Below are 25,173 nucleotides of genomic sequence, written 5' to 3'. Positions count from 1 at the left end.
CGGCTGCACGCTCGCGCGCGCGGCTCGCCGCTGCGCTCCATGGCCATACGGATGGTGAGGGCTGCCCATGGTGGGGATGCCGGTCGCCGACCATCCGGCCAGCGCACACCAGCGAGACCTCCCGTTACCGGAACCCATCCCCGTCGACGACCCGGCAGGTAGAGGTTGCGCGGGATTCATAGGTGACCCCCGCCGGGCATGGCGACCGCCTCGGTGCCCAGCAAGGCGAGCGCGGGCTCGCGGAGACGCGCGGGCGGGTAGAAGCAATCCTCCTCACCCGTGGCCACCACCACGGGAGTGTCCCGCCACCGACGCACCAGGGGCGCGGGCAGCAGTGACGGGGCCAGGCTGGTGCGGCTGTGCCGGGCGACCAGGGTCATCCACTCCGCCAGTTCGTGGGTCGCGCCTGTCGTCTTGTGCGCGGCGCCGCTCATGTGGCACAGCAGGGCTTGACTGCGGCCGGCGGTGGCGGTGGCCAGCCAGGGGCAGGGTGACCCGTATCAGCGCGGGGGTGGCCCACGACCACAACCGGTCCGGTATTCAGCTGGCCGACGACCTCCGCGGCCCTGCGGCCGTAGGCGGACAGGCGTCCCCGTCCGGGCCGGCGCGCCTCGCTCAAGCCGGGCTGGCCCGGCAGATCGGCCACTGGCTGCTGCCGCGCGTGGCCGTCGCCGTGCACCACGGTGGCGTCGGCACGGTCGCGGCGGCGCTGCGCGCGGGCCCCGGCCCCCTACCTGCACGCCTGTGCCCTGCTCGGCGTGCACCCAGCCCGGTCGATCGCGATCGAGGACCGCCGGCATGTTCATTATCGGCGTGCCTTCCCGCCCGCAGCTGATCCTGGACTCCGACCTATACGCCCCCGCTCTGGACGACCTCCAGGTCTGGGAGACGCTCGGCATCACCACCAGGATGATTTCCCAGGCGCCGGACCGTAGCTGGGCGTAGATACCACTTTCGGCGAGCCGTCTTTCGGTATAAGCATATCGTGCTTTTATTTCGGACCCTAATACCGGTGGCGAAAGAGGAAGGCCTTACATGTCCGCATCGAAAGGGAATGGAGGCGTGAGCGCTGATCGGGTTGCGATGCGGTTGCGACGAGGTCATGATCCAGTTTTGGGTTTGCACAGTAATATCCAAAATGATCAGATTTCTTACGAAATCACTGCTGTCACAGCACCGACCGCCTTCTCGCCGTGAATGGAGACTCCTGTGCGGTTCGCCATCTTGGGCCGGCTCCAGGTCGACCGCGAGGGAGAGCAGGTCGAGATCACCCGTACCAGGCGGCCGCTGCTGGCCACACTCTTGCTGGCCGGCTCCGACGGGGTCGGTGCCGAGACACTCATGCAGGCGGTCTGGGGCGACACCTACGGTCGCGAAAACTCCCTGAAAACCGCCTTGTCACAGCTTCGCCGACTACTTCCAGGACGCATTCCGTCAGCACGTGCTCACGGATACCGCATCACGCTCCGCGCCGACGACCAATTCGACCTTGCCGAATTCCGGCGCCTTGCTGAGGAGGGCAGGACGCGGATATCAGCGGGGGATCAACAAACCGCAGTCGCCTCGTTACGCCGGGCATTGGAATGGTGGGGCGATCCCCCGCTGGCCGACGTGCCCGAGGACCCCATTCGACTGGCGACCTGGCGGCAAGAACTACTGTGGGAGCGCAAGGTCACTCAACAGGATCTCCTGCGCGCGCGAATCAAGACCGGCGAACACCAGGAACTCCTCGGCGACCTGCGCCGAGAACTGGCCGACGATCCACTGTCGGAGATACTCAACGCGTTGCTGATGACCGCCCTGTACCGGGCGGGCTATCGGGTGGAGGCGTTGCGGCACTACGACACCCTCGCGACGCTGCTGGCCCAGGACACTGGCGCGGACCCCGGGATGAAGCTGCGCCGGTTACGCGACGAGATCGCCGCAGACACCCTCGATCCCCGGATCCTGGACGACGACGAACCGGCCGCCCCCACCATCGCCTGGGGAGCGGCAGGACTACCTCCGGCTCAGCTTCCACCGGCCGTGAGCGATTTCACCGGTCGTGCGGCGGAGGTGGAGGAGCTGTCGCGCTATCTACGCACCGCCGGCGGGTCCGGCCGTGTGCCCATCGCGGCCGTCAGCGGCTCCCCTGGAGTGGGCAAGTCGGCGCTGGCGCATCAGGTGGCGCACTTGCTGCGGTCGCATTTCCCGGACGGCCAGATCTACGTGCACTTCGCCGGCATGTCCGACCGGCCGCGGGAGATCGCCGACGTGCTGGGGGAGATACTGGCCGCGCTGGGGATCGAGCTCGCCAGCGTGCCAGCCACCGTCGCCGGACGCACCGCGCTGTATCGCTCGGTCCTGTCGGGGCGCCGGGTCCTGGTGGTGCTCGACGATGTGTCCGGCATGCATCAGGTGGATCCGCTGCTGCCCGGCACACCGGGATGCGCGGTGATGGTGACCAGTCGCGCGCACCTGGTCGGCGGGGCCGGTATGCGTACCGTGCGGCTGGAGCCGCTGTCGCCGGCCGAATCGCTGAGCCTGCTGGGTGAGATCATCGGCTCCGCGCGCATCCGGTCCGACACGACCGCGGCCGCCGACATCGTCGATGCTTGTGACGGGCTCCCGCTGGCCGTGCGGATTGCCGGTGCCCGGCTGTCGGGACAGCCGCAGTGGCCGCTGGCGACGTTCGCCACGCGGTTGCGCAAGCGGCTGCTGAGCATGCTGCGGGCCGATGGCATGACGGTCGAGGCTGGGATGGCCGACAGTTATGAGTCGCTGCCGGATCTCGCGGCGCGGGTCTTCCGCCTGGCCTCCCTGCTGCGGCCGGGCGGATTCGCCGGCTGGGAGGTGGCCATGCTGGCAGGCGGAGATGTCGACGATGTCGAGGACGTGCTGGAAAGCCTGGTCCGGCACAGCCTGCTGTCCACGATCGGGGTGGATTCGCTCGGCCAGCCGCGATATCGGCAGCACGATCTGCTGCGTGTCTTCGCCGCCGCGCGTCTGGCCGAGCGTCCCAACGAGCGCGACCGGGCCATTCACCGGCTGACGCTGGGCTGGCTGGAGCTCGCGGGCCTGGCCGATGAGCAGATCGCCCCGGAGCCGCATGACCCGCCGGTCGTGGCGCTGGAGATGTCGAAGTTCGCCCCGTCGAACGTCCGTCAGTTGATTGTGGACGACGTCGATGGCTGGCTGGCGACCGAGGCGGCGAATCTCCTGTACGTGGTCCGCATCGCTTGCGATCACGGGCAGCAGCGCCTGGCCATGGGGCTGGCGTTGCGCGTGACGTCCTATCTGTATCGCGAGAGCCGCCATCGCGACGCCGAGGACATGTGGCGGCGCCTGCTGCAGATGCTCTCACCCTCCGACGTACGGCTGGCCGCGGAGGCGCGTCATCGCCTGGCCGCGCTGATCATGCGTCGTGCGGGCGGAGCCCAGCGCGCGATGCCGCTGCTCAACGAGTGTGTGGCCGTGCGGGAAAGCAGTAAAGACGCTCTTGGGCTGGCACGATCGCTCGCGTTGCGAGCAGTGTGCCGTCGTCAACTCGCCGCCGCGGCGCCGGTCGCCTCTGATCGCGACGCTTTGCTGTTCGAGGCCGAGACGGATGCCCATCGGGGACTGCAGATCGCCCACGACATCGCCAACCAGTACGCCGAGCTGTTGTGCCTGCGTGCCATGGCCACCGTGGTCAGCGCCCACGGTGACCATGAGCGCGCGCTCGTCCTAGGCCGTGAGGCGGTGGCAGTGGGCGGCCAACTCGCCAGGAAACCGCAGGATCGGTCCTACCTGCGGTGGGCTCTGCAGACGCTGGCGGCGTTGATGCTGAACGCTGGCGACGCGGAGCCCGCGCTCAGGCTGAGTGACCAGGCGCGCGAGCTGAGCGTGGAGATCCGGCACCGGGCCGGGCAGGCGCACGCGCAGGAGGTGGCCGGTGACGCGCTGGCCGCACTGGGCCGCCGGAAGGAGGCCGACGGACGCTTCCAGGAGGCGGCCGCGATGTTCGAAGCCGACGGGAGAGCGGACCAAGCCGGGCGATGCCGGGCCAAGCTGGCCGAATAGCCGCCCAGGCGCGACGAGGCACAGGGAATCAGCCCGGGTCGAAGACCCGGTGGGCGGCCCCGTCCCGGCCGGCCGACCGTGCGCCGCCTTGGTCACGGCGCCGCGAACCGGGTTCTCGCCGAGGCTCGTGCCCGCCCCGGCAGAGATCTTTTGCTGGCGCAAAACATCTTGCCGTGGCCAGCACCACCCGGTTGCGTCCCTCGCCCACGGCGGCGCTGTGTCTGCCTTGCCGGAACGGGCCCCACCACACGGCCCGCTCGCCCCACAGCCGATCAGAATCCGCCGCGCCCGACGAGGCGCCGGCCGAGGAAGGGCCTCACGCATGGACATCCAGATCAGCATCACCGGCAGGATCGCTTTCCCGCCCCGTTTCTTCCCCGCCAAGGGTGACTCGCCCGCCATGTGGTCGGCCAAGCTGGAGGTCAACGGGCCTCCGACGCCGGGCCGCGACGGCGCCTCGTACGTGCCGACCCGGCAGGTCGAGGTGGTCACCTACGGACTGGAGGCCATCCGCGCAGGCGAGTCCTACCGCCAGGGCCACCTGCTGGTGGTCCAGGGATGCGACATGGTCGCCCGGAGCTTCGAGTCCAAGGACCGCGCCGGTCACAAGACCGTACGCAGCATCGTCAAGATCACCACGACCGCGATCGGGCTGTGCTCGCGCTACAGCATGGTCACCGAAAGCACCAGCCCCTCGCAGTCCGGCGCCGCCTCCCCGCGGATGGTGCAGGGAGCCTCCGCCGCCGACGAGGCTCAGCCCGTCGCGGCGGCCTGACGCCGCCCCAAGCCGAAGAGGCGCCGGCCTTCCCTCCCGCCGGCGTCTCTTCGTTCCTCCCGCCGCCCGCCCTGCCGGGTCCTTCGCGCACTCGCCTGCGCGGAAGGGCGGGCGGCGGGAGCCCTCCTCCCCTTCCCTTCGCTTCCACCTCGTCCCGATGGGAGTCACTGCCCCATGTCCATCACCGACCAAGCCCACGAGCCATCCAGCTCCGATCCCGAGACCGTCGAATCAGCCCCGCCGGTGACCGTCGAACCCGACGCCGACCTGGAACGGCCTGAGGACTTCCGCCTGGCGCGGATCCCGGTGAACCAGCTCGGCCACTTCCCCGACAACGTGCGGGAGAACTACCACATCACCCAGGAGTTCTGCGCCTCACTCAAGGCCCAGCTGCAGGTCCCGGTCACGGTCATCCCTATCCCGGACGACTACCAGCGCGGCGAAGGAGAAGAGGAACACCGCTGGTGGGTGGTGAAAGGCAACCGCCGCCTGGAAGGCGCCATCACGATCAACCTGCCAAAGCTGCTGTGCCTGATCGACCTGACCAAGGCCCAGGACAAGGCGAGCCTGTTCGTCGACCAGGTCGTGGAGAACGACGACGACTTCCGCCTCGGCCTGACCCCCTTCGAACAGTCCCGCGCCCTGTTCATGGCCCACCAGCTGGGCGCCACCCGGACCGAGATCCGCAAGCGCACCGGCCGCACCCGTGAGGAGATCGCCCAGGCGATCGCCGCGGGCAAGCTGTCGGAACCGACCCGCCGCACCGCCCAGGCCATGGAGTACGCCTGGACGCTGGACGAGCTCGCGCTGCTGGACGAGTTCGACGGCGACCAGCAGGCGCTGGCCCGGATCGATTCGTACATCTCCGGCTGGGGGTACACCGGCCGGCACGCCATCGAGCGGGTGCGCCAGGAACGCCAGGAAGCGGCCGCGCACGCCCAGGCGCTGGCCGACCTCGCCGCTGCCGGCATCCCGGTGACCGAGGACGCACCGGCTGGCGCCGCCCTGCTCAGCCGACTCGCCAGCCGGGTAGAAGGTTTCGATCCCGAGCGGCACACCGACTGCCCAGGTCGCGGGGCGTTCTTCCACAGCTGGCGGCAGGGGCAGCCGGAGCTGTACTGCAGCACCCCCGAGCAGCATGGCTACACCCCGCCGCCCACCATCACGCTCCCGCAGTCCGCCAGGACTGAGCCGGACGGCCCCTCCCGCAAGATCGTCATGCAGGGCAACCGGGCGTGGACGGCGGCCGCCACGGTCCGCCAGGAGTGGCTGGCCACGCTCTTCGCCCGCAGGAGCGCGCCCAAGCCGGTCGCCCGGTTCATCACCCGGATCCTCAACGACATGCCGGCGCCGGTGCGCGACAAGCTCGGCTCGGCCCCCTTGTCGACGCTGTACGGCAAGCTTGGCGGGCCCGCGGACCTGGAGGCGGCGCTGGCCACCGCCGCTCCCGGCCGGTTGGCCATGCTGCAACTGCTGCCGATCGCGGTGGCGTGGGAGTACCAGATGAGCGAGGCCTCCGCCGAGTGCAAGAACACCTGGCGCGAGGGCCGCCACAGTCCCTGCTCGACCGCTGACGCCGCCGCCTGGCTGCGGTTCCTGGTCAACGAGCTGGGGCCAGAGCTGGGGGAGAAGGCTTACACGCCGGCGCCCATCGAACAGGCCCTGATCGACGGCACCCCCTACCTCGGCGACACACCCGCCGACACTGATCCGTTCACTGCCGGCCAGGAAGACGACGATCCTGCGGACTCAGCCGTGGACCGGAACCTGTACGCCGCCGCGGACGATGCGCCCTCACCTGGGCACGGCGCCACCATCACCGACGTCCCGAAGCACGACGACGCCTCCCACCCTGAACCCGGGGATCCGGAGGCGGCCGATGGCGCAGACGAGGTCATCGCCGACGACGGTCTCCAAGCCGCCTGACCACGATCGGCGGCTGCTCGGGCTGCCCCGTCCCCCACCGAGTTTCACGTTTGCTGTCAACGATGCGGAAGGACCTGACATGACCTGTACCGACACGAAGGTCCGGTAACCCATGGCCAGCCGCGGATTCGTCGGCTTCGTCGCCGACCAGACCGAGAAGATCGCCTACAACCACTACGACTCCGGCCCGACTGGAGTCGGCCTGATCGTGCTGACCTGGTTGCGCGACGCCGCCCAGGCGCCGGACGTGCTGCGCGAGCGCGTCGCCGCGCTGCGGGTGGTCGACTCCCGTAGCACCCCCACCGAGGATGACATCGTGCGGCTGGGCGAATACGCGGACGCTTACACCTCATCGTGCGGCGTCCACTATTGGGCCGGACTGCTCTGGAAAACGCAGGGAGACCCCGAAGCGATGCTGCGGGCAGGCGTCATCGAGGACGCCTCCTCCTACCCCGCGGAGTCCACGGACTGCGAGTGGGGCTACCTCATCGACCTCGACACCCAAGTCTTCGAGGTGTACCGGGGCCAGCAGGTCGCTCCGCACAACTGCGGCCGCTTCGCCGCCCAGCCGCACCCCGACGATCACTATCCGGCGGCCCTGGTCACGGGGTGGCGGTTCGACCAGTTGCCGAGCGACGAGGAGTTCCTCACCGCCCTATAAATCCCGCACCCTCTCCACCTCATCTGGTCCCGGCCGCGCGTTCAGGCGGCCGGGACCTTCCCCTTTTCCACCAACCTCCACGAATGGGGCGACCCCTGTGAGTTCCGCATCCGCACCCACGCTGACCACCCGCAACGCGAACCTGGAAGACCTTGTCGACCTGCTGCGTCATCAGCAGGCGCACAAGGTCGACGTCGTGGCACACAGCCACCAGATCCGCGCCGAAGGCACCCGCCTGCGCATCAGCACGGCGCCGTTGCTGTCGGAGCGCGGCGTCACCACCACCGCCGGCCTCTACACCCCGACCGGAGTGTGCGACCAGGGCCTGGCAGGCAAGCTCGGCATCCCGCTGCCGTACCTGCGCCGCCTGCGCGAGCACAAGCCCGACCTGTACGACGCGAACATCAACGGATGGCTGGCCGACGCCGACCGCCTGTTCCTCGTACGCGGCCTGCGCGGCGACGGCTGCCACGGCGTCGCGCGGGCGTTCCTGTCCGACAGCTACCGCATCATCGACAACCTCGACGTCCTCATGGCGGCCCTGGACGGGGTACGCCAAAGCGGGATGCAGGTCCAGATCGACGGCTGCGACCTGACCGAGCGGCGCATGTACGTCCGCGTCGTCTGCGAGCAGATCCGCGCGCTCGCCCCGGACCTGCTGCGCGACTACCGCAGCCCGTTCACCGGCGAGCGCGGCGCCGACAACCCCGTGGTGTTCGCCGGGTTCGTCATCACCAACAGCGAAGTCGGCGAGGGCGCGTTCACCATCGTGCCGCGCCTGCTGGTGCAGGTCTGCCGCAACGGCATGACCATCAACGCCGACGCCGCCCGGCACGTCCACCTCGGCGGCCGCATGGACGAGGGCGTGGTGCGCTGGAGCGCCGACACCCAGGACAAGAACCTCGCCCTGATCACCGCGCAGACCCGGGACGCCATCACCACCTTCCTCGACCTCGACTACGTGCGCGCCAAGCTGGAGCAGATACGCCGCCTGGCCGGCGCCCGCATCACCGACCCCGCCGCGACGATCGAGCTGGTGGCCAAGAAGCTCTCCTACACCGAGGAGCAGCAGCGGCAGATCCTCGCCCACTTCATCCAGGGCGGCGACACCAACGCCGGCGGCGTCATGCACGCCGTCACCAGCGTCGCCCGCACCCTGCCCGACGCTGACGCGGCGCACGAGATGGAAGGGCACGCGGTGCGCGTGCTGCACCTGGCCGCCGGCGTCTGAACCCTTTGTCTCCGCGGCCTCCGGTCCGTCTTCCCTCCGGGACCGGGGGCCGCGGTCCCTTCGTGCGTACCTTTCCGGATTGGAGGCACTGTGGTGTGCCTGTCTGACCTGCCCGGCCCTCACCCGCTGCCGGTGCCGCGCGCCCACGCGCTCATCTCCGACATCCAGGCGATCGAGGACATCTACCGCACCCTCCTGGCCGCCTACGGCAACTGGGGACCGGACACCCTCGCCGCCATCAGCGCCATCATCGCCGCGACCGGCCGCAGCATCGTCGACGTCGAGACCATCACCGCCGACATGATCGAGGACGCGGTCACCGGCTGGCCGATCGCCCGCATCCAGGCCAACCAGATCACCGGCTACGTCCGCCAGACACTGGACGGCGGCATCCTGGTCGAGCTGTACACCCGCGACCGGCGCGCCGACCGGCACCTGCGCGTCACCGTCGACGGGCAACTCCTGTACGGACCTGCGCTGACGCAGGCCTGCGACGCCGCCAGTTCGGCCATGACCTCCACCACGGCCGCGCAGGCGGGGGAGGAGACGGGGCGAGAGCGATGAGCGCGGATGCCCCGATGCGCCCCGGCATGACCGCGCCGGACGAGCTCGTCTACGACCACGATCCCGACGGGCCCCAGCATGCCGTCGCCACCGGCAACGGCCGCTACTACAGCGATCCGGCCACCGGCGCGCTGCTCATCTCGGTCACCAACGTGCTCGCCACCATGGCCAAGCACGCACTGGCGCCGGCGGCCGCCAAGCACACCGCCGAGTGGTTCGCCGAGCACCTGCCGACCGCGCTCCGTGCCGCCGCCGACCCCGACGAGCTGGCCCAGTTTGTCAAGCAGGCCAAGGCCGCCTACCAGGCCGAGTGGGAGCGGCGGATGCGGCTGGGCAGCCGCGTCCACCGCCAGGCCCAGGCCATTAACCTTCAGGCGCCGATCGCGCCGGACCCCGAAACCGAACCATTCCTCGGCTCCTACCGGCAATGGCTGACCGACTTCAGCCTCGACATCGCCTCCGACATCGTCACCGCCGAGTGCACCATGCTCAACCGCGACCTCGGCTACGGCGGCACCAGCGACCTGTGGGTCAACCTGCGCTTCCCCACCGCCACCTCGCCGCTGGTGCCCCGATTCAAGCCCCGCGCGGTGCCGGCCGATCCGCTGCCCACCCCGTCCGGGCTGTGGCTGGTGGACATCAAGACCAGCCTCAAACACCCCGCCTCGACGGTGTGGGAGGAGTACCCACTGCAACTCGCCGCGCTGCGCCACGCCACGGTGGCGCTGGCCTGCCCGCCCGAGTGCCGCTACGGCGCCACCGACCACCACGACGGCACCCACGAGTTCCCGGTCCCGCAATTCGCCGGCGCCGCGGTGCTCAACCTGCGCACCACCGGCTACGGGTTCATCCCGCAGCCCGCCGACGACGCGGCGTTCGCCGCCTTCCGCGGCCTGCAGCCGGTCACCGCCTACCTGCACCGGACCGACCTGCGCGGCCGCAAGCCCATCCAACCGCCCATCAGGAAGGAGTCATGATGCCGATCCACCCCAAAATGTTCGAGCGGATGAAACGCCAGCAGCGCGCCCACTGGCCCGACGGCCACATCCGCATCGGCGACAGCGTCCCCACCGAGCACGGCGTGCGCCCGCGCAAGCTGTCGACCTTCCGCTTTACCTCCCCGTCCCGCCCGCTCATCGAGGCCGCCGCCCACTTGTACGGCGGGACCGTCATCGAGATGACCCGGGGCATGGACAAGTGGCAGGTCACCACGGCCGCCGATGAGATCCCGGTGCTGCTGCCGCCGCACTCGGTCACCCAGTGGATGGAGTACTGGGACGGCCCCTACTGCGAACGCCGCTGCGACGGCGAGACCATCGAGCAGAAGTCCGGGCGGCCCTGCCTGTGCCGGGCTGAGGGGCGGCTGCGGTGCACGGTCAAGACCCGGCTGTCGGTCCTGCTACAGGACGTGCCCAGCTTGGGCACCTGGCTGCTGGTCAGCGCTGGCCTCAACGCCGCCGAGGACCTGCCGGATCGGGCCGCCTTCATCGAGCGCGCCGGGGACTACATCGACGCCATCCTTCTGGTCACCGAGGCCCGCACGCTGAAGGACGGCAAGCCGGTCACCTTCCCGGTGCCCCGGCTACGTGTGGAGGGCATCTCACCCCGGCAGTTGATGACCGGCACCGTGCCCGAACGCTCTCATCTGGCGCGGCGCAACGCGCCCGAACTGCCCCGCGGCAACAGCGAGGCGCCCGGCACACCTCACACTGCCGGCAGGGACGACGACGGCGGCGACGAGCCGTACAGCCAGACGCCGGACTACCTCGCGCTGGCCTCAGCCGCGACCACCCCCGAACGGGTACGCGCCATCTGGCAACAAGCCCTCCAGTCCGGACATCTCACCCCAGAGCTGCGCACCGTGCTCAACACCCTCGGCGCCGCACTGACAGCCCGCCGGCACCAGACCCCGACCGCCCCCCAGCAACCCGCTGAAGACCACGTGCCTACCGAGGCACCTTCCGATGAGCGACTCCCAGCCGAGAGCTGTGCCTCCCCGGAACCCGTCCAGAAGCTCACCCCGCAGGCTCAGGCCGAGTGGCTGCGTCACCAGATCCTCCACCAATGGCCAGGTGGCATCACCGACCTGCACGCCGCCTTCGACGCGATGACCGGCACCACCATGCGACGCGCCACCCTCGATCAACTGCAGGCCTTCGCCACCACGCTGCACCGGCAACTCGCCGGCGAACAGGACCACGAGGTCGTCGACGCCGACCTCGTCGACGACCACCACCCTCTCCATCCAGCGGCCGGCCAGCCGCAGGACGACACACCGCGAAGGGAAGCACCATGACCACCGACTTCGTGCCGCAACTCCGCTACCGCCAGGCGGCCTGGCAGGGCTTCGACCGCATCACCGAGGCCCAGACCAGCTCGGACCCCGACGTGCGCTGGTGGCAGACGGACTACCGCAGCAGGTGCGGAACCGGCTGCTGCTACGCCGGCCAGGTCGCCCTCGCCGCCGGCGGCCAGTGGCTCGTGCACATCCGCGACCGCCAGATGCTCATCAACGGCACCCCCGTCACCAAGGCCGACAGATGGTCCGTGCCGTACTCGATCTGGCAGTACATGCTCGCCACCGACGACGACCCCGCCCGCCTCGTACGGCACGTGCGCGGCAAGCGAGTCATCCACGTCAGCCACCGGGCGGCCCACCTCATCGGGATCGACCCCGACGCGGATCACCACGACGACGGTGGGCTATTCGAGTCCAGCAACACTCGCGAAGACCTAGAGCGGCTTATCAATCAGCAGGTTGGCCTCCGCCCGTAAGCGGCAGACACTCCCCTCCACCCTCGCCGAGGTTGGCGCGATCGTACAAACGACTACGTGTTCCACCCGATCCTTTCTCGCTGGCGCGCGCCGTCAGGCGCAAGAGCTGTTCCGGCCTGGTGGCAGCGTGATTTTCTTGACGCCGTACGGACATGAGGGGCGGCCGTCGGTACGCTCCTCTCGGATCGGGTGATCATGGTCGGCCGGAGGGTTGTGTAGAGAAAGTCTGGATATGAGGCGATATGGGCTTTATGGAACTAGTGTCTGATTCTTTGAAAGTGCTCAAAATTGGCTCCATCGCTCGATAAACCTGCAGGTCGTCGAGAGTGCTCCCCGCGCACGCGGGGATGGTCCCGGCCCCGTCCTCCAGGCGATCGACAGACTCCTGTGCTCCCCGCGCACGCGGGGATGGTCCCCGAGGACGAGTTACTATTCCCCCGGAAACGGAGTGCTCCCCGCGCACGCGGGGATGGTCCCAGCCAGGGAATCATGATGCCCGCGGAGGGGCCAGCGTGCCTCGGCCGATCGAGGGTGCAGCCCCGCTGGCTATGAGCGGCAACCGGCGATTACGCTACATCGGCACCATCAAGAACAACGCCTGGTTCCACACCCGCGCCGCCGCCCTCAACCTCCGGACTCTGATCAACCTGGGACTCACCCGAATCGGCGGCATTTGGATACTTGCCCCCAGCCCAGGCAGCCCACTGGGGTCCGCCTGCAGCTCGAAGCACAGCCTGCATCACAAGATTTTCAGTGCACTTCTAGGAGTTGACCGGCGTCGTCCAGACGCGGGTCTCGTTGATCCGTTCCTTGGCGCGCAGCTCTTCAGCGAGGTCGATCCCCGCGCGATTGGCGATGGCCGCGACATAGATCAAGACATCGGCCAGCTCTTGACCGACGGAGCCGACCTGGCTGGTCGGGTCGATCGACATGGCAGTCTGCTTGCGCACCGCCTTGCAGACCTCGCCGGTTTCCTCGGCCAGCTTCAGGCACTGGTCGACGATGCTGCTGTGGGTGAAGCCCCGTTCCTGCTCCATCTCGGCGACGTAGCGCTGAAGTTCTTCCAGCGACGGTGAATGCGTGTTGGGAAGAGGGTGCATGGTGTTCCCGCATGTGACGGATGAGAGCGCCACGCTAGCAGCAGCACCGGTTGTGGCTCGCCGGAATCCGCGATTTTCACAGCTGACCTGGTGCGATCCGGGGGCGGGGTGCGCGGTACAGGCCGGAGCGCAGGACGGCCGTGTGCCGGGCGGCGGCTGCTCGAACCTCGGGGCGCCGGGCGGCTGGCAGCAGTCCAGGGATGAGCCGGTGGCGTACCCGCCCGGCGGAGGGGTCCCACCTCCAGGTGCCGACCACGCGGCCGTCCAGCACGATCGTGGGCAGGACTTCGCCGATCTGGTTGAACGCCGCCTGCTGGGCGAGGTCGCCCAGGTAGCGGCGTCGGGTCTCGAAGTACGCCTTGAGCGCGACATCTTCGTGCGCGAGGAGGTTCACCCCGCTGAGGTAGTCGGCGTCGTCGGCCACGGTGTACTCGGCGAACCGCTGGGCGCTCATGTACAGCGGGCTGTGACTCCACGGGGTGAACAGCCGGACGAGCTTGATGCCCGACCGCTGCAGAGCTTCGGTCACGGTGGTGCGTGACAGTGCCGACCACCAGGTGGCGTCTTTGATGCTGATCGGGCCGTACCGGTCCAGGTAGGTGGCCATCAGGAGTTCGACCGCAGTGTGCGGGTCCAGCGCGGTGTCGAGGGTGGGGTAGGTGCTGGCGGTGAGCGTGAAGACGCGCACCTCGCGGTTCCAGCCCGCGGCCTGGTTCAGGTAGGCCAGGACGCCTCGCTCCCAGGCGAGCTTCAGCGCCAGTCGTGTCACCATCACCGGTGTCCCCGCCGCGCCCAGCTGGGCCTCGATGGTGCGATGGAACAGCGGCCCTGACGCGCCCAGTAGCTCCACGATGGCGGCGGTGGCCGCGGTGATGGCGGCGTGGCCGTGGCCGGCGTTGACGATCGCGCGCAGGGCGTCTCGTTCGCGGAAGCGCAGCGTGGCGGCGTGCGCGGCAGCGGCGAGGTCCAATGGCAACGTGTGCAGGGTTTTGCGCATGCATCGCACGGTCACCAGCCGGGAGCGTACGGCGGGATTGAACAGCTCCAGCGGGATGGAGGGGTCGGCTGCGCGGGCCGCCACCGTGGCGAAGGGCGAGGGCAGCCGGGCGGCGTGCAGCCCCAGCCCTGCATCGGCGATCTCCTCCACCCCGCTGCGGCGGGTGTGTGGGGCGAGTCCTTGGCGGGTCAGCACCCAGTTCCACAGTCGGCCGGCCTCCTGAGGGCTGAGGGTGTGGGTTTGCGCCGTCTCAGGGCCGGGGCTAGCCATGCGGGGCAGGCTAGCAACGGTCGTCATCCCTGCGGGCCCCATTCGTCTTCCACGAACCTGTGCAACTCTGCGTAGGACCGCTCGGTTTCGGCCCACGCCTCGTCGTCGCCCCACCAGCGGCGGGTGTTGTGGTGGATGTGGAATTTGCTCCAGTCGCCGTCCCAGCCCGGTTGCTGGTGGGTGCCGCTGATGCCGTGCAGCAGCGCGTTGGCGTACACCTCGGTGCCGGGCAGTGGCACGAAACGAAACAGCGACACCCGGCCGAGCATCGGCCGCAGCTCGCGCAGCAGGCCGATGGTCTGCCGGGTGGTCTCGATGTCCTCGCCGGGGTAGCCGTGGATGATGAACACCTTCGCCGAGATCCCGGCGGCCGAGGTCATCTCGACTGCGGCGCGGATCTTGGCCTGGGTGGTGTTCTTCCGCATTGCTTTCAGCAGGCGTTCGCTGCCGGATTCCATGCCGTACTTGATTTCGATGCAGCCCGAGGCGGCCATCGTCTCCAGCAGCGCCTGGTCGACGGTATCGACCCGGGACAGGGCCGACCAGCGCAGACCCAGATCCGCGATCTGGGCGCAGATGGCGGCGACTTTGGTCTTGTTGACGATGAAGTTGTCGTCGACGATCGCGAACCCCTCGATGCCGTAGGCGTCGATGAGGTGGGCGAGCTCGACACGGGCGCTGGCCCCTCCTCGGTACTGCATGCGGCGCTGGGCGACCGCGCAGAACGAGCACGGGAAGGGGCAGCCTCGGCTGAACATCACGTGCGCCATGCGTGTATCGGTCCCGGCGAGCCGGTCGGTCAGCACGATGTCCTCGCGCGGCAGCAGGTGCCGGGCGGGCAGCGGCAGGTGGTCGATGTCGCGCATGAGCTGGCGCGCGGGGCTCCGCGTGGTGCGGCCGTCGCGCGCGAACAGCACGCCCGGCACGCCGGTGAAGTCCCGGTCGTGGGCGTGGTCGAGGAGTTGGAGGATGGTGTCTTCGGATTCGCCGTCCGCGACGACGTCGGCGGCCAGTTCGTGCAGGACCTCGGCTGGGTAGAAGTTGGCGTGTACACCGCCGGCCATGATGAGTGTGCCGGGGTCGAGCTTGGTCTCGCGGCGGGCCTGGAGCATCAGGCCGTAGGTGGCGGAGGAGGCCAGGCTGAAGCCGACCGCGTCGAAGCCGGTCAGGTTCAGCGCGGTGTGGCCGGGGGCGACGCGGTGGATCTCCACCTGGTGTCCGGCCGCCTCGGTCACGGCCGCCAGGTAGAGCACGCCGAACGGCGGGAACTCCTTGCGCTGCTCGCGGAAGCGCGCCATGTCGTAGACCTCGGGGTACAAAAGTGCGACCTTCATGAAGTCACCTCGCTCGAGGTAAGGGGTGGGAGCGGGCGGCGATCGCCGTGGTGATCGGCTCGGCGACGGCTGCGGCGACCGCGCCGGCGTCGGCGTGGCCGATCTGGTGGATCAGGGTTAGGGTGCCGGTGGCGCGGAAGTGCTCAGCGGTCTCGGCGAACAGGGCGCGCTCTGTTTCGGCGGCGGCCAGGTCGCTGTGGTGGAAGCGGCTGTAGGTGCCGCGCTGTTGGGCTCGGCGAAGGCACACTTGTGGGTCGCCGAGTAGGAACACCGCCAGGTCGGCGCGGCGGGCGTGCCGGTACAGGTTGGTGATGAACGCGATGTCAGCGCCGTCGAGCTGGTCCAGAACGAACGCCGAGGGGACATACCGGTCGCATACGACGACTCGTCCGGCGCGTAGTTCGGGCTCTATCACGGTGGCGATGTGGTGGTAGCGGTCGGCGGCGACCAGGCACGTCAACGCCAGGTTGTGGAAGTCGTGGGTGCCGGAGCGGGCCAAGGCTCCGATCGGGGAGTCGGATGGCTGGGTGGTGCGGAGCACAGGCAGGCCCGATGCGGTGAGGATGTCGGCCAGGAGGCGGCTGCAGGTCGTCTTGCCGACACCGCTGGGGCCGTCCAACGTGATGAGGAAACCTGGAAGACCGTCCGAGCAGGTAAGCGGCATGGCGCTTCTCTTCTCATGGGGTGTGTATGCCGGGCGTGGTGCCGATGGTGGATCATCCATGGGGATCTCCCCGTGATGAGAGGAAGAGGGTGCCCGGCATCAGCGAAAGACGGAGGGGCGGATACATGCCAGTCGCTGGGCCGTGAGGCTGCTGATGCCGCCCGCGAGCCGCCCGAGGCAATGCCCTGGTCCCCGCTCGTCGATTCCGGGCAGGGGTCACCGTGCCGGTTCTCGCTCAGACCTGCAGGCCGGCGGCGGCCAGTCTGAGCGGGTGAACCTCAGCGGCTCACGTTCGGGATGCTTGCCGTCGCGCACCGCGATCAGGTCCGGCTCGCCGGGCACTTCCGCGACCTCCACGCAGGACTCCATGCCATCCTGCCGCTGGTTGCCGCCGCACAGCGGCCGGAACTGTGCGCCGGTCAGGCTGCGGTTGTAGATGTCGTTGGCCATCGATCGTTCTCCTTCGGGGGTAGAAGCTCGGACCGGGAGGTGCGAGCTTGAGTCCGATGCGCCGAGGTGGATCATTTCGGCGTGCGGTCGGTGCCTGGGGCACCGGCCGTCAGCGCGCTCGTGGACGACTCGGCACAGCCAGGCGCGTACTCATATGGGCGGATGGGTGGGCAGGATCCGCGCCGGCAGCCGTAACGGCCGCTGCCACCAGGGCAGCACCTGTCGGGCGCGCGTCCACCGAGAGGCGTAGGTGTTCCAGAGGACAGCCGCGGCAGCGCCGTGCCGGCGGGCGGCGACCACATCGCAAGACAGCTCGACCACCCACGACATCCCCATGGCGGCCACGCCGAGGACGGCGACGGCCACGGCCGCGACGGCGAGGCTCGGTGCGCGGACGCCGGCGAGCGGACGGACGCCTCGCATCTCTCTGGAAGGTCTGCTGCTGACGCGGTCGGCGTCGGCGCCGGGGCTCGCCGGGTGTGCGCCTGCGACGCGAGGCAAGCAGCACCGGCATGGTCAGTTCTCCCGCTCGGGTGCCGGGCTGGCCACCAGCAGCGTCTGGCCGCAGGGTAGGTGCGCGCACCGGGTGATGCTCAGCCCGGCCTGGTTCGCCAGCTCGCGCAGCTCCGAGACGCGGCGAACCCGGCCACCCTGGAACAGGGACATCATCCGGATGTCGGTGCTGTACCAGGGGCTCGCCGTGCTCGGCCGCCGAGGCAGCGTGCCTTCGATGATCCAGACTTCTCCGCCGGCGTTGTCCTGCAGGGCCTGGCGCACGCCCGTCAGCAGGGTGACGCATGCCTCGGGACTGTAGTTGTGCAGAATCGACGACAGCAGGTACCGGTCTGCGCCCCGGGGCACGTATTCGAAGATGTCGGCTGCGATGATCTCGACCCGGCTGAGCAGGCCCTGCCCGGACACGTAGGAGTGGGCGCGCCCGGTGACGGTGGAGCGCTCGGCCAGGATGCCGCGCAGGTGTGGGTGGGCGTGGACGAGGGCGGCCAGAACGCCGCCCAGGCCGCCGCCGAGGTCGGCCACGACCCGGACGTCGGCCCAGCCGTCGATGGCGGCCAGGTCCCGGCCGACAGGGGTGCTGCGGGCGGTCATGAACCGGTCGAACGTCTCGGCGAGCCCGTTGGTGAAGATCAGGTATTCGTACAGCGGATGGCCCTCTGGAGGTGTGGAGTAGCCGCGGCGGACGGTGTCGGGCAGGTGGCCGAGCGCCTCCCGCCAGTACGTTGAGCCGGTGACCAGGACGGCGTGGCGCTGGGACGGGTCGGCATCAGCGGTGAGGACGTGGCCGTCCTCGGTGAGCCGGTATCCGGAGGGGTTGCCGGCGACGAAGCTGTGAGCCTGTAGCCAGCCCAGCAGCCGGCCCATCATGGCCGGGTCGGCGCCGCAGGCTTCGGCCAGCTCGTCGCTGGTCATCGTCGTCTCGGCCGCGAGGGCTTCGAAGACGTCCAGCTCGACGGCGGTGTACAGGGCGGCGAAGTCCGGCATGGCGTCGAGCATCTTCTGGACACGCTGGTAGCTGTCGATCGCGGGCATGGCCGGCGGGGTGTCGGGATGCTGGTGGAGGGTCACGGTGCGGGCACCTTCGTCGGAGAGGGGGTGGCCGTCGACGGGGCGGCCGGCGGGGAGGGCGGCGCCGGGGAGTCGACGTCGTCCGGGAACGGCAGCAGGAACTTGCTGACGTCAACCTCGCGGGTGATGTACCGGTACTCGCGCATCACCTCCGCGACCCGCCGGATGCGTTCCGGGTGAAGGTTCGTCGGGAAGGTACCCAAGATGATCGTGGCCGCCGTCGTCGCCTTGATCTTCGTGTAGGTGGGCAGGATCTCCGTGATCACCTGCCTGTTCTGCGCGTCGTGCTGAGCCCGCAAAATGGCCCGCTGGAACGCCGCCACCTCACGCGGATGGCTGTCTGCGAAATCTGCCGAGGTGGCCCAGCCCGCGATCGGCCAGCTCTCCGTCTCTCCCTGCATCACGTCATACAGCATCCGGCCGCCGAGCTCCTGATAGGCGGAGATGAACGGCTCGGTCATCCACGCCACATCGGCCACGCCCGCACCCAGGGCGTCGATCATCTCCGGCAGCGGCCTCTCAGAGAACCTGACGTCGCCGGCGGTCAGCCCGGCGATCTTCAGCGCCGTCTCGGTGGTGAGCGTGCCGACCGACCGTAGTGTCGCGACCATGACGTGCTTGCCGCGCAGATCCGCTAGATCCTTGATCGGGGAGTTCTTCGGGACCATCAGCTTGAACGTGTTCGGTTCCGCCTGATAGGCGTCGGCCACGATCTTCAGAGTGCCCGGTTTGTTCGCTTCCGCGAGCACCGCTGCCGTGTAGTTCATGATCGAAAAATTCAGCGCGCCCGACTCCAGCTTGGGCAGGGCGATGCCCCCGCCCTGCACGGTTTCGATCTCGACTGGAAGCCCTACAGCCTCGAAATAGCCGCGCACCTTCGCGATCTGCACAGTCGCGCAGTCCGGGATCGTCATGATCCCGATCTTCACCGTCTGAAGAGCGCTCCTGGCCGGGATTGCGGTGGACTGCGGCGAGCCGCAGCCGACCACTAAGCCCACAATAAGCACGAAACTTGTTACTGACCGTAGTCGATTCATGTCTGAGCATCCCTATCTAGGGTGAAGGGAGGGCTCCATACCGCTCCGCAACACCAGCGAACGGAAACAAGCCGGACAACTACCGGCTCGTGCGGGGTAACGCCGCTGACGCGTCACTCACGCGCCATCTGGCGGCACTACGCGCCAGATGGATTCCCGTGCTCCGGCGGCCCCTCGAACCTCCCGACGAGCGGCACACACCGACGAACCCTGACCAGGCTCACCCGCGCCTGCACGCCCAGCCGCCGGAGCACGGGACGACACGGCGGAGGCCCGCACGAAAAACTTTCCAGCTCCGCCACCGCGCCAGGTTCTTCAACGGACCGGCCCCCCGTTTGCCTGGTCCGCGCCGTCCAACTCCGCGAGCGTGACCGCAAGGTCCTTCAGGGTCGCCGCCCGTCCGATATGCCGGGAGCCATGCACCTCAGGACGCGGGCAGGGACGGCCACAACGGCGAACCACATACCACTCCGAAACCCCCGGAAACACACTCCACCGCCCCCCGAACTGTGTCTCAAGCTCCTGCGCCTGTCTCTGCTCCTCGGGACTCACACGTGCGCCCGACGCCGCGGTGTTCCTCGTGTCCCTCACCGCGCAGCCCTCCCCGCCCGCGCCGCGACCGGCCCGAACATCGCCTCGCACCGCTTCTGGAACAGAGCCGCGATCCGCCGCGCCGCCGTCTCTGCCGATGAGGCCGGGCACGAGGTGTAACGCCACCGCCCCGGTTCGGTGGGCGCGTCCAGCGACCAGCGAAAGCGCCACTCCTGCCCGCTCCACTCGCACCACACGTTCAGGCCCACCAGCGCGACCCCGACCAGTGCGATCCCTTCGCATTCGGAGACTCGCGACTCGATTCCGCGCCGAGCCAGATGATCAGCCAGCTCCCACGCCAGTCGCCCCACCGGGCTTGCTGCACCTGACCCGTTCACCGCTCTTTCCTTCCGATCCCGCCCACGAGATCGACCACAGCAGCGTCATCCCGAGCCAGGCCCTCATTCAGCTCTGGACGCCACAGCGGCACCCGCACCAGCCCCGGCGCGACCAGCTCGGTACCAGCAGCGGAGAACAGCTCCCCGACCTCCGCCTGACTGCGCAATACCACCTGCGTCGTAGCGCCCTGGTACGCGGCAGCCGCCGCCGGGATCGTCCGCTCGCTGGCCAGCACATGCGAGATCACCAGATGACTGCCCGGCTCCAGAAATCGCATCAGGTCCCAGACGATCCCCTCCGGTCCCTCCTCGTCTGGGATGAAGTGCAGGATCGCCACCAGCAGAATCGCCACTGGCTGATCGAAGTCCAGCAGCTCGCCGGCCCGGCTGAGGATCAGGCCCGGGTTACGCAGGTCCAGTTCCAGCATCCGCGTGTTCGCATCGGTGGCCAGCAGCGCCCGCCCGTGCGTGGCGACCATGGGGTCACGGTCCACATACACCGTCCGCGCGTTCGGCCGGACCGACTGCGCCACCTCGTGGACGTTGCCCATGTTCGGCAGCCCGGTGCCGATGTCGAGGAACTGGCGCACCCCGTGCTCGGCCAGGAAGCGCACCGCCCGCCCGAGGAACGCCCGGTTCGCCCGCGCGTACAACCGCCCGTCCGGGTTCAGCTTCAGCGCCTCTTCCGCCGCCCTACGATCCGCCGGCGAGTATTCCTTGCCCCCGAGGAGGTAGCTGTACATGCGCGCCATGTTCGGCTCATGCCAGTTGAGATCTGGAGTCGCCACCGGCCCTGACTCGTAACGGGCTGCGGGTTCCGTCGGCCGCCGGTGGCCGAGCAGATCCGCGTCTACTTCAGGCCGTTTCGGCGGTGCGGGGTTGGCTCTATCCTGTGCCATGGGTCAGGACCTCGATTCCTGATCAAGGCCCCGGAGTCTCCCGGTGTTAGCGCACCGGGCCCGGGGCCGCCCTTTCATGGTGGAGGTTGCGGGTGGCTGAGGCCCGCAGGTGGAGCGGTGCCAAAGGCCCTCTAACGCGGCACGTAGTGACCTCGCGGTAGTGCGCCGGGCAGAGATCGTCGGTGGCAAGAGCCAGTACCGGCCCGGAGGCGTCTGCTGCTGCGGTGGAGGGAGAACAAGCTGGCGCTTGAGGTCGGCAACTCGCTGATCGGGGAGTAGCCAGCGGTCGGCCGCGCCAGCGGGCAAGAGGAAGTAGAGGGTACGTTCTACGGGATCGACAATGACCGGCGTGCTCGCGTTCGACAGTCGTTGGAGAATCGCCAGGCCGACGTGCCGCAGTACTCGGATGCCGTCCCACTCGGCGACCTGCGGCGTGGACCGCACACCAGCAGCTTCAGGGTTGGCGTCTGCCGCCCTTCGCATGATCACCGCCTCTGTCATCGAGCGACGTTTCATGCGACGGTAGAGAAGCGAAGACGCGACCACCCGAACTGTCAGTTTGGGCGGGCCAGCAGCTTAGGACTCAAGCGATTCCCAGCCGTTCAGCGAGCGCCTCGACTTGCCGCCGGTATGTGGGCCGGACTCGGCGGCGCAGACGGCAGACCATCTCTCGAGCGAGGGGGTTCCTCGCCAGGTCTTCGGGCGAGATCGCTTCCAGGTCGAGCAGGTGCACGAGCACAGCCGGATCTTCCCGGCGCAGGTCGTAGCAACGCGCGACTTCCAGGAGGAAGGTGAAGCGCCGTTCTATCGATGGCAGGTGTGAGGTGTCGATCTGGTCGGCGACGCGCAGCGCCTCGGCGGCCTCGCCCGCTTCCATCTCGATGCTCACGATGTGCAGCTCGACGTTGGTGGGGCCGAACACGGTCCACATGATGTTGCCTTCGCCGGCCTCGGCGGCGCGCTGTGAGGCGTTGCCGGACAGGCGCTCGCGCGCTTGCCACCATTTCTTGCGTCGAGCGTCGGCGACGACAGCCACCAGTTCCAGCGCGCCGACCATCGCCAGAGCGTCGCCGTTCTTCGGCAGGTCGTGCAATGCTTCGATGCCCTGGATCGCAGTCTGCTGGGCTCCTTCGTGCTCGCCCTCGGCGAGGAGCACGTGGCCGAGGTTCCACTTGGCGGCGGCTGAGCGGACTGGATCGTCGGCTTCTTCGGCTGAGCGCAACGCTCGGTCCGCGACCATGAGGGAGAGGTCGATTCTCCCGGCGCGGCGGCAGTACGAGCGGAGCAGGAAATACAGGTCTGCGGCTGCTCTATGGATGTCTCGCCGCGCTGCGCTGTCTGGACTGAGGCGATGTGCCCGTATGGCGTTCTCGGTGTCCCGGATGAGTTCGGGAAGGATGGCGCCGGCCTCGGTGAACCGTTTTGGGCTGGTTTGCCAGATGCGCCATGCTGATTCGACGCGCTCCCGTAGTTCGGGAGCTGTGACTGGCTCGGTATGGGTCTTCGGCCCGTAGCCGATCAGTGCGGTAACGACGCTGTCGGCCACGTAGGCATTCTCTGACGGGGATTCATCCCGGCCGTCGCCCAGTAGAGCAGCTACGGGAACGCTGAGTTCCAGCGCGAGGCCATACAGGACCTGGAGAGAGGGGACTTTCAGACCGCGTTCGATCTGGGACAGGTACTCCTCAGTTATCCCGCACAACCCGGCTACGGCGGCCTGCGTGCGCTGCCTTTTCTCCCGCCAGAAGCGAATGCGTTCGCCGACGTGAGGCATGGGAGCGTTCACCCGGCCTCCCTTCCTGCCGCTGCATCGAGGGTAGACCGCGACCAGGCTCGCCGGGTCATAACGGAACGGGTATGTGTCAGTCTGGAATGCGACGCGTGACGGATGGAGGAACCTATGACGGTTCGCCGGGTCGTGCTGTGGGACATCGATCACACTCTCATCGACACGAGGGGAGTCGGCCGCGAACTGTCAGCACAGGCTTTCGAGCAGGTCACAGGCGTGCCCATGGTCAGGCAGGCGAAGATAGACGGCATCACGGAGCCCGTGATCTTCCGCGAAACTGCCAAGCTACACGGACTGCGTACCGAGAGACAGGACTTCGAGCGGTTCGCTTCTGCGCTGACCAAGGCCCACTCAGAACGAGCTGCCGAGTTGAGGGAACGCGGTCACGCGCTACCCGGAGCCGCCGTCGCGTTGGATGCTCTGTGCGCGATACCCGACGTCGTGCAAACCGTCTTAACGGGCAATGTCCGCATGGTCGCGGAGATAAAGCTCCAGGTGTTCGGCCTCGACAGGCATATCCGCTGGGACATCGGCGCTTTCGGAGAGGATGACGACACACGGGCCGAGTTGGTGCGTATCGCCTTGCGTCGAGCGACGACAGCGTTCGGGGAACCGGTCACGTCTCGTAATGCTGTACTCATAGGAGACACTCCGGCTGATGTTGAAGCGGCCCTCGCGAATGGGGTGCCGGTGGTCGCGGTGGCTTCGGGGCGAAGCTCTAGCGATGATCTGCGCGAGGCGGGAGCGGTGCACGTTCTGCGGAGCTTGGAGGACGTTGATGCGCTCGTTGCCATGCTCCTGGGGGACCTCACGCAGTGACGTTTGCGTGCCCGTCCTAACTGGAGCGCAAGGCGGTCAAGGCCAAGCGATTGGCAGCCCGTGGTCGGCGATATGGACCCGCCGCGGATTGAGGACGCGGCACAGCAGTTGGAAGGGCTGGCCGGCCTGGTTGTTGGTGATGCGGGTGATGTCGAGCAGGGGACTGGGGCGGGCGTCGGCCTGGAACCGGATCCGTCTCTCATCTGCCACCCGGTGCAGCAGCCACCGGTTGGACTTACCGTCTCGGATGACGCGCTCAGCGGTCAGGACGGACACGCTCGGCAGGAGTCGTAGTTTGTCGGCCGCGTCTTTCGATGCGGTATGGATCCGATGTGTTCTCGGACCCGGAGGATCGCGGGATGGGCGGCGAGACTCGCTCGTACACTCGATTCTGGTGCCCGAGTGGGAGAGCGAGTTGTGAATCGTGGCGACCCAGGTGATCGTTCCGGAAGCGCCTATACGTACTATTTGGGTTATTGGTGCAATTGTCCGTTTCTTTGAAAGTGCTCAAAATCGGCTTGATCGCGTGATGAACCTGCAGGTCGTCGAGTGTGCTCCCCGCGCACGCGGGGATGGTCCCGGCGGGCAAGGGCTGCTCACGAGGAGGCCTAGGTGCTCCCCGCGCACGCGGGGATGGTCCCGACTCGGGCACGTATGGCTTGCCGGCGCGCACGTGCTCCCCGCGCACGCGGGGATGGTCCCGCCGGGCTGAACGCGAACACGGCGTTCCCAGCGTGCTCCCCGCGCACGCGGGGATGGTCCCACATCCATCGGGCGTTGCCCCGGTGCCGGGTCGTGCTCCCCGCGCACGCGGGGATGGTCCCCACACAGGAGCACGACATGATCCCCTGCGCCAGTGCTCCCCGCGCACGCGGGGATGGTCCCAGGACGTTCCCGGCCGGGATGTTGAACAGCCAGTGCTCCCCGTGCACGCGGGGATGGTCCCATGCACAAGATCGTCATCCTCAGGTGGGACGGGTGCTCCCCGCGCACGCGGGGATGGTCCCGTAGAACGCGGTCATGAGCAACCGCGTGATCTGTGCTCCCCGCGCACCCGGGGATGGTCCGCGGACCGTTCCGTGCAGTCGGGCCATAGGGGAGTGCTCCCCGCGCACGCGGGGATGGTCCCAAGCGGATCCACATGTGGACGGTCAGGAATTTCTCCAGGTGGGCGGCCAGCCTGATCCAGGCTGGCGGCCATGAAATCTCCAGGTAGACGGACACGTAAAGTCCAGGTGGACGGTCAGGTGAGAGGGACGACACCCTTTCCGGCGAGTGCTTCGGCCAGGCGATGGGATTCACCGCTGGTCTCGACCATGTGGGCGTGG

General features: G+C 68.5%; 23 protein-coding genes and 1 CRISPR repeat array. Of the genes, 11 read left to right on the top strand and 12 right to left on the bottom strand.

Translation table 11 applies throughout. The features are described 5' to 3' along the window. Nucleotides 1-176: 176 nt before the first annotated feature. Nucleotides 177-434: a hypothetical protein gene (locus AB0K05_RS25265; RefSeq protein WP_364232175.1), complete on the bottom strand. Its 258-nt coding sequence runs from the start codon at nucleotides 432-434 to the stop codon at nucleotides 177-179. Nucleotides 435-798: 364 nt separating this feature from the next. On the opposite strand from AB0K05_RS25265, the gene AB0K05_RS25260 reads away from it, so the two are divergent. From AB0K05_RS25260 to AB0K05_RS25215, 10 genes are all read left to right on the top strand, one after another. Further along, the gene (locus tag AB0K05_RS25260; protein WP_364232173.1) at nucleotides 799-945 is read left to right on the top strand and encodes a hypothetical protein; all 147 of its coding nucleotides are present in this window, start codon (nucleotides 799-801) and stop codon (nucleotides 943-945) included. A gap of 264 nt (nucleotides 946-1,209) precedes the next feature. Continuing rightward, complete coding sequence (locus AB0K05_RS25255) at nucleotides 1,210-4,041, top strand: BTAD domain-containing putative transcriptional regulator (protein ID WP_364232171.1); 2,832 nt, start codon at nucleotides 1,210-1,212, stop codon at nucleotides 4,039-4,041. Nucleotides 4,042-4,363: 322 nt separating this feature from the next. Further along, nucleotides 4,364-4,816 carry a hypothetical protein gene (locus AB0K05_RS25250; protein WP_364232168.1) on the top strand — a complete coding sequence of 151 codons (453 nt, stop codon included), beginning with the start codon at nucleotides 4,364-4,366 and terminating at the stop codon, nucleotides 4,814-4,816. Nucleotides 4,817-4,990: 174 nt separating this feature from the next. After that, nucleotides 4,991-6,742: a hypothetical protein gene (locus AB0K05_RS25245; protein WP_364232165.1), complete on the top strand. Its 1,752-nt coding sequence runs from the start codon at nucleotides 4,991-4,993 to the stop codon at nucleotides 6,740-6,742. 112 nt (nucleotides 6,743-6,854) lie between these two features. Next, complete coding sequence (locus tag AB0K05_RS25240) at nucleotides 6,855-7,403, top strand: hypothetical protein (RefSeq protein ID WP_364232163.1); 549 nt, start codon at nucleotides 6,855-6,857, stop codon at nucleotides 7,401-7,403. Nucleotides 7,404-7,500: 97 nt separating this feature from the next. Continuing rightward, complete coding sequence (locus tag AB0K05_RS25235; RefSeq protein WP_364232161.1) at nucleotides 7,501-8,634, top strand: DUF932 domain-containing protein; 1,134 nt, start codon at nucleotides 7,501-7,503, stop codon at nucleotides 8,632-8,634. A gap of 93 nt (nucleotides 8,635-8,727) precedes the next feature. Then, entirely contained in the window at nucleotides 8,728-9,198 is a 471-nt protein-coding gene (locus AB0K05_RS25230; protein WP_364232158.1) for a hypothetical protein, read from the top strand. Further along, nucleotides 9,195-10,175 carry a hypothetical protein gene (locus AB0K05_RS25225; protein ID WP_364232155.1) on the top strand — a complete coding sequence of 327 codons (981 nt, stop codon included), beginning with the start codon at nucleotides 9,195-9,197 and terminating at the stop codon, nucleotides 10,173-10,175. Before AB0K05_RS25230 ends, AB0K05_RS25225 begins: the two co-directional genes overlap by 4 nt. Beyond that, nucleotides 10,172-11,494 carry a hypothetical protein gene (locus AB0K05_RS25220; protein ID WP_364232153.1) on the top strand — a complete coding sequence of 441 codons (1,323 nt, stop codon included), beginning with the start codon at nucleotides 10,172-10,174 and terminating at the stop codon, nucleotides 11,492-11,494. Before AB0K05_RS25225 ends, AB0K05_RS25220 begins: the two co-directional genes overlap by 4 nt. After that, complete coding sequence (locus AB0K05_RS25215) at nucleotides 11,491-11,973, top strand: hypothetical protein (RefSeq protein WP_364232150.1); 483 nt, start codon at nucleotides 11,491-11,493, stop codon at nucleotides 11,971-11,973. Before AB0K05_RS25220 ends, AB0K05_RS25215 begins: the two co-directional genes overlap by 4 nt. Before the next feature lie 761 nt (nucleotides 11,974-12,734). Here the strand turns inward: AB0K05_RS25215 and AB0K05_RS25210 are convergent. From AB0K05_RS25210 to AB0K05_RS25165, 10 genes are all read right to left on the bottom strand, one after another. Next, a complete protein-coding gene (locus tag AB0K05_RS25210; RefSeq protein WP_364232147.1) occupies nucleotides 12,735-13,073 on the bottom strand; it encodes a MazG nucleotide pyrophosphohydrolase domain-containing protein in 339 nt (112 codons plus the stop codon). Nucleotides 13,074-13,149: 76 nt separating this feature from the next. Next, a complete protein-coding gene (locus AB0K05_RS25205; RefSeq protein WP_364232145.1) occupies nucleotides 13,150-14,340 on the bottom strand; it encodes a crosslink repair DNA glycosylase YcaQ family protein in 1,191 nt (396 codons plus the stop codon). Between the two features lie 23 nt (nucleotides 14,341-14,363). Continuing rightward, the gene (locus tag AB0K05_RS25200) at nucleotides 14,364-15,674 is read right to left on the bottom strand and encodes a radical SAM protein (RefSeq protein WP_364232142.1); all 1,311 of its coding nucleotides are present in this window, start codon (nucleotides 15,672-15,674) and stop codon (nucleotides 14,364-14,366) included. 4 nt (nucleotides 15,675-15,678) lie between these two features. Further along, nucleotides 15,679-16,293, bottom strand: coding sequence for a dTMP kinase (tmk, locus tag AB0K05_RS25195; protein WP_364232139.1), 615 nt, complete (start codon nucleotides 16,291-16,293; stop codon nucleotides 15,679-15,681). A 261-nt stretch (nucleotides 16,294-16,554) separates the two neighbouring features. After that, complete coding sequence (locus tag AB0K05_RS25190; RefSeq protein WP_364232136.1) at nucleotides 16,555-16,788, bottom strand: DUF397 domain-containing protein; 234 nt, start codon at nucleotides 16,786-16,788, stop codon at nucleotides 16,555-16,557. A gap of 150 nt (nucleotides 16,789-16,938) precedes the next feature. After that, nucleotides 16,939-17,211: a hypothetical protein gene (locus tag AB0K05_RS25185; RefSeq protein ID WP_364232134.1), complete on the bottom strand. Its 273-nt coding sequence runs from the start codon at nucleotides 17,209-17,211 to the stop codon at nucleotides 16,939-16,941. 93 nt (nucleotides 17,212-17,304) lie between these two features. Beyond that, the gene (locus AB0K05_RS25180; protein WP_364232132.1) at nucleotides 17,305-18,372 is read right to left on the bottom strand and encodes a methyltransferase; all 1,068 of its coding nucleotides are present in this window, start codon (nucleotides 18,370-18,372) and stop codon (nucleotides 17,305-17,307) included. Then, complete coding sequence (locus AB0K05_RS25175) at nucleotides 18,369-19,301, bottom strand: NrtA/SsuA/CpmA family ABC transporter substrate-binding protein (RefSeq protein ID WP_364232130.1); 933 nt, start codon at nucleotides 19,299-19,301, stop codon at nucleotides 18,369-18,371. The genes AB0K05_RS25180 and AB0K05_RS25175 overlap by 4 nt, the downstream gene beginning before the upstream one ends. A gap of 1,033 nt (nucleotides 19,302-20,334) precedes the next feature. Next, nucleotides 20,335-21,237: an SAM-dependent methyltransferase gene (locus tag AB0K05_RS25170; protein ID WP_364232128.1), complete on the bottom strand. Its 903-nt coding sequence runs from the start codon at nucleotides 21,235-21,237 to the stop codon at nucleotides 20,335-20,337. Between the two features lie 583 nt (nucleotides 21,238-21,820). Continuing rightward, the gene (locus AB0K05_RS25165; RefSeq protein WP_364232125.1) at nucleotides 21,821-23,023 is read right to left on the bottom strand and encodes a helix-turn-helix transcriptional regulator; all 1,203 of its coding nucleotides are present in this window, start codon (nucleotides 23,021-23,023) and stop codon (nucleotides 21,821-21,823) included. 114 nt (nucleotides 23,024-23,137) lie between these two features. On the opposite strand from AB0K05_RS25165, the gene AB0K05_RS25160 reads away from it, so the two are divergent. Then, entirely contained in the window at nucleotides 23,138-23,845 is a 708-nt protein-coding gene (locus AB0K05_RS25160) for a haloacid dehalogenase-like hydrolase (protein WP_364232123.1), read from the top strand. A 36-nt stretch (nucleotides 23,846-23,881) separates the two neighbouring features. Here AB0K05_RS25160 and AB0K05_RS25155 read toward each other — a convergent pair whose 3' ends face one another. Further along, entirely contained in the window at nucleotides 23,882-24,121 is a 240-nt protein-coding gene (locus tag AB0K05_RS25155) for a hypothetical protein (protein ID WP_364232120.1), read from the bottom strand. Nucleotides 24,122-24,396: 275 nt separating this feature from the next. Beyond that, nucleotides 24,397-24,974: a CRISPR direct-repeat array (repeat unit 29 nt; unit sequence GTGCTCCCCGCGCACGCGGGGATGGTCCC). Nucleotides 24,975-25,173 lie beyond the last annotated feature (199 nt).

The organism is Nonomuraea sp. NPDC049486 (assembly GCF_040676925.1).
Lineage (GTDB): Bacteria > Actinomycetota > Actinomycetes > Streptosporangiales > Streptosporangiaceae > Nonomuraea > Nonomuraea ferruginea.
This window is presented reverse-complemented; position numbering and strand designations above follow the sequence as displayed.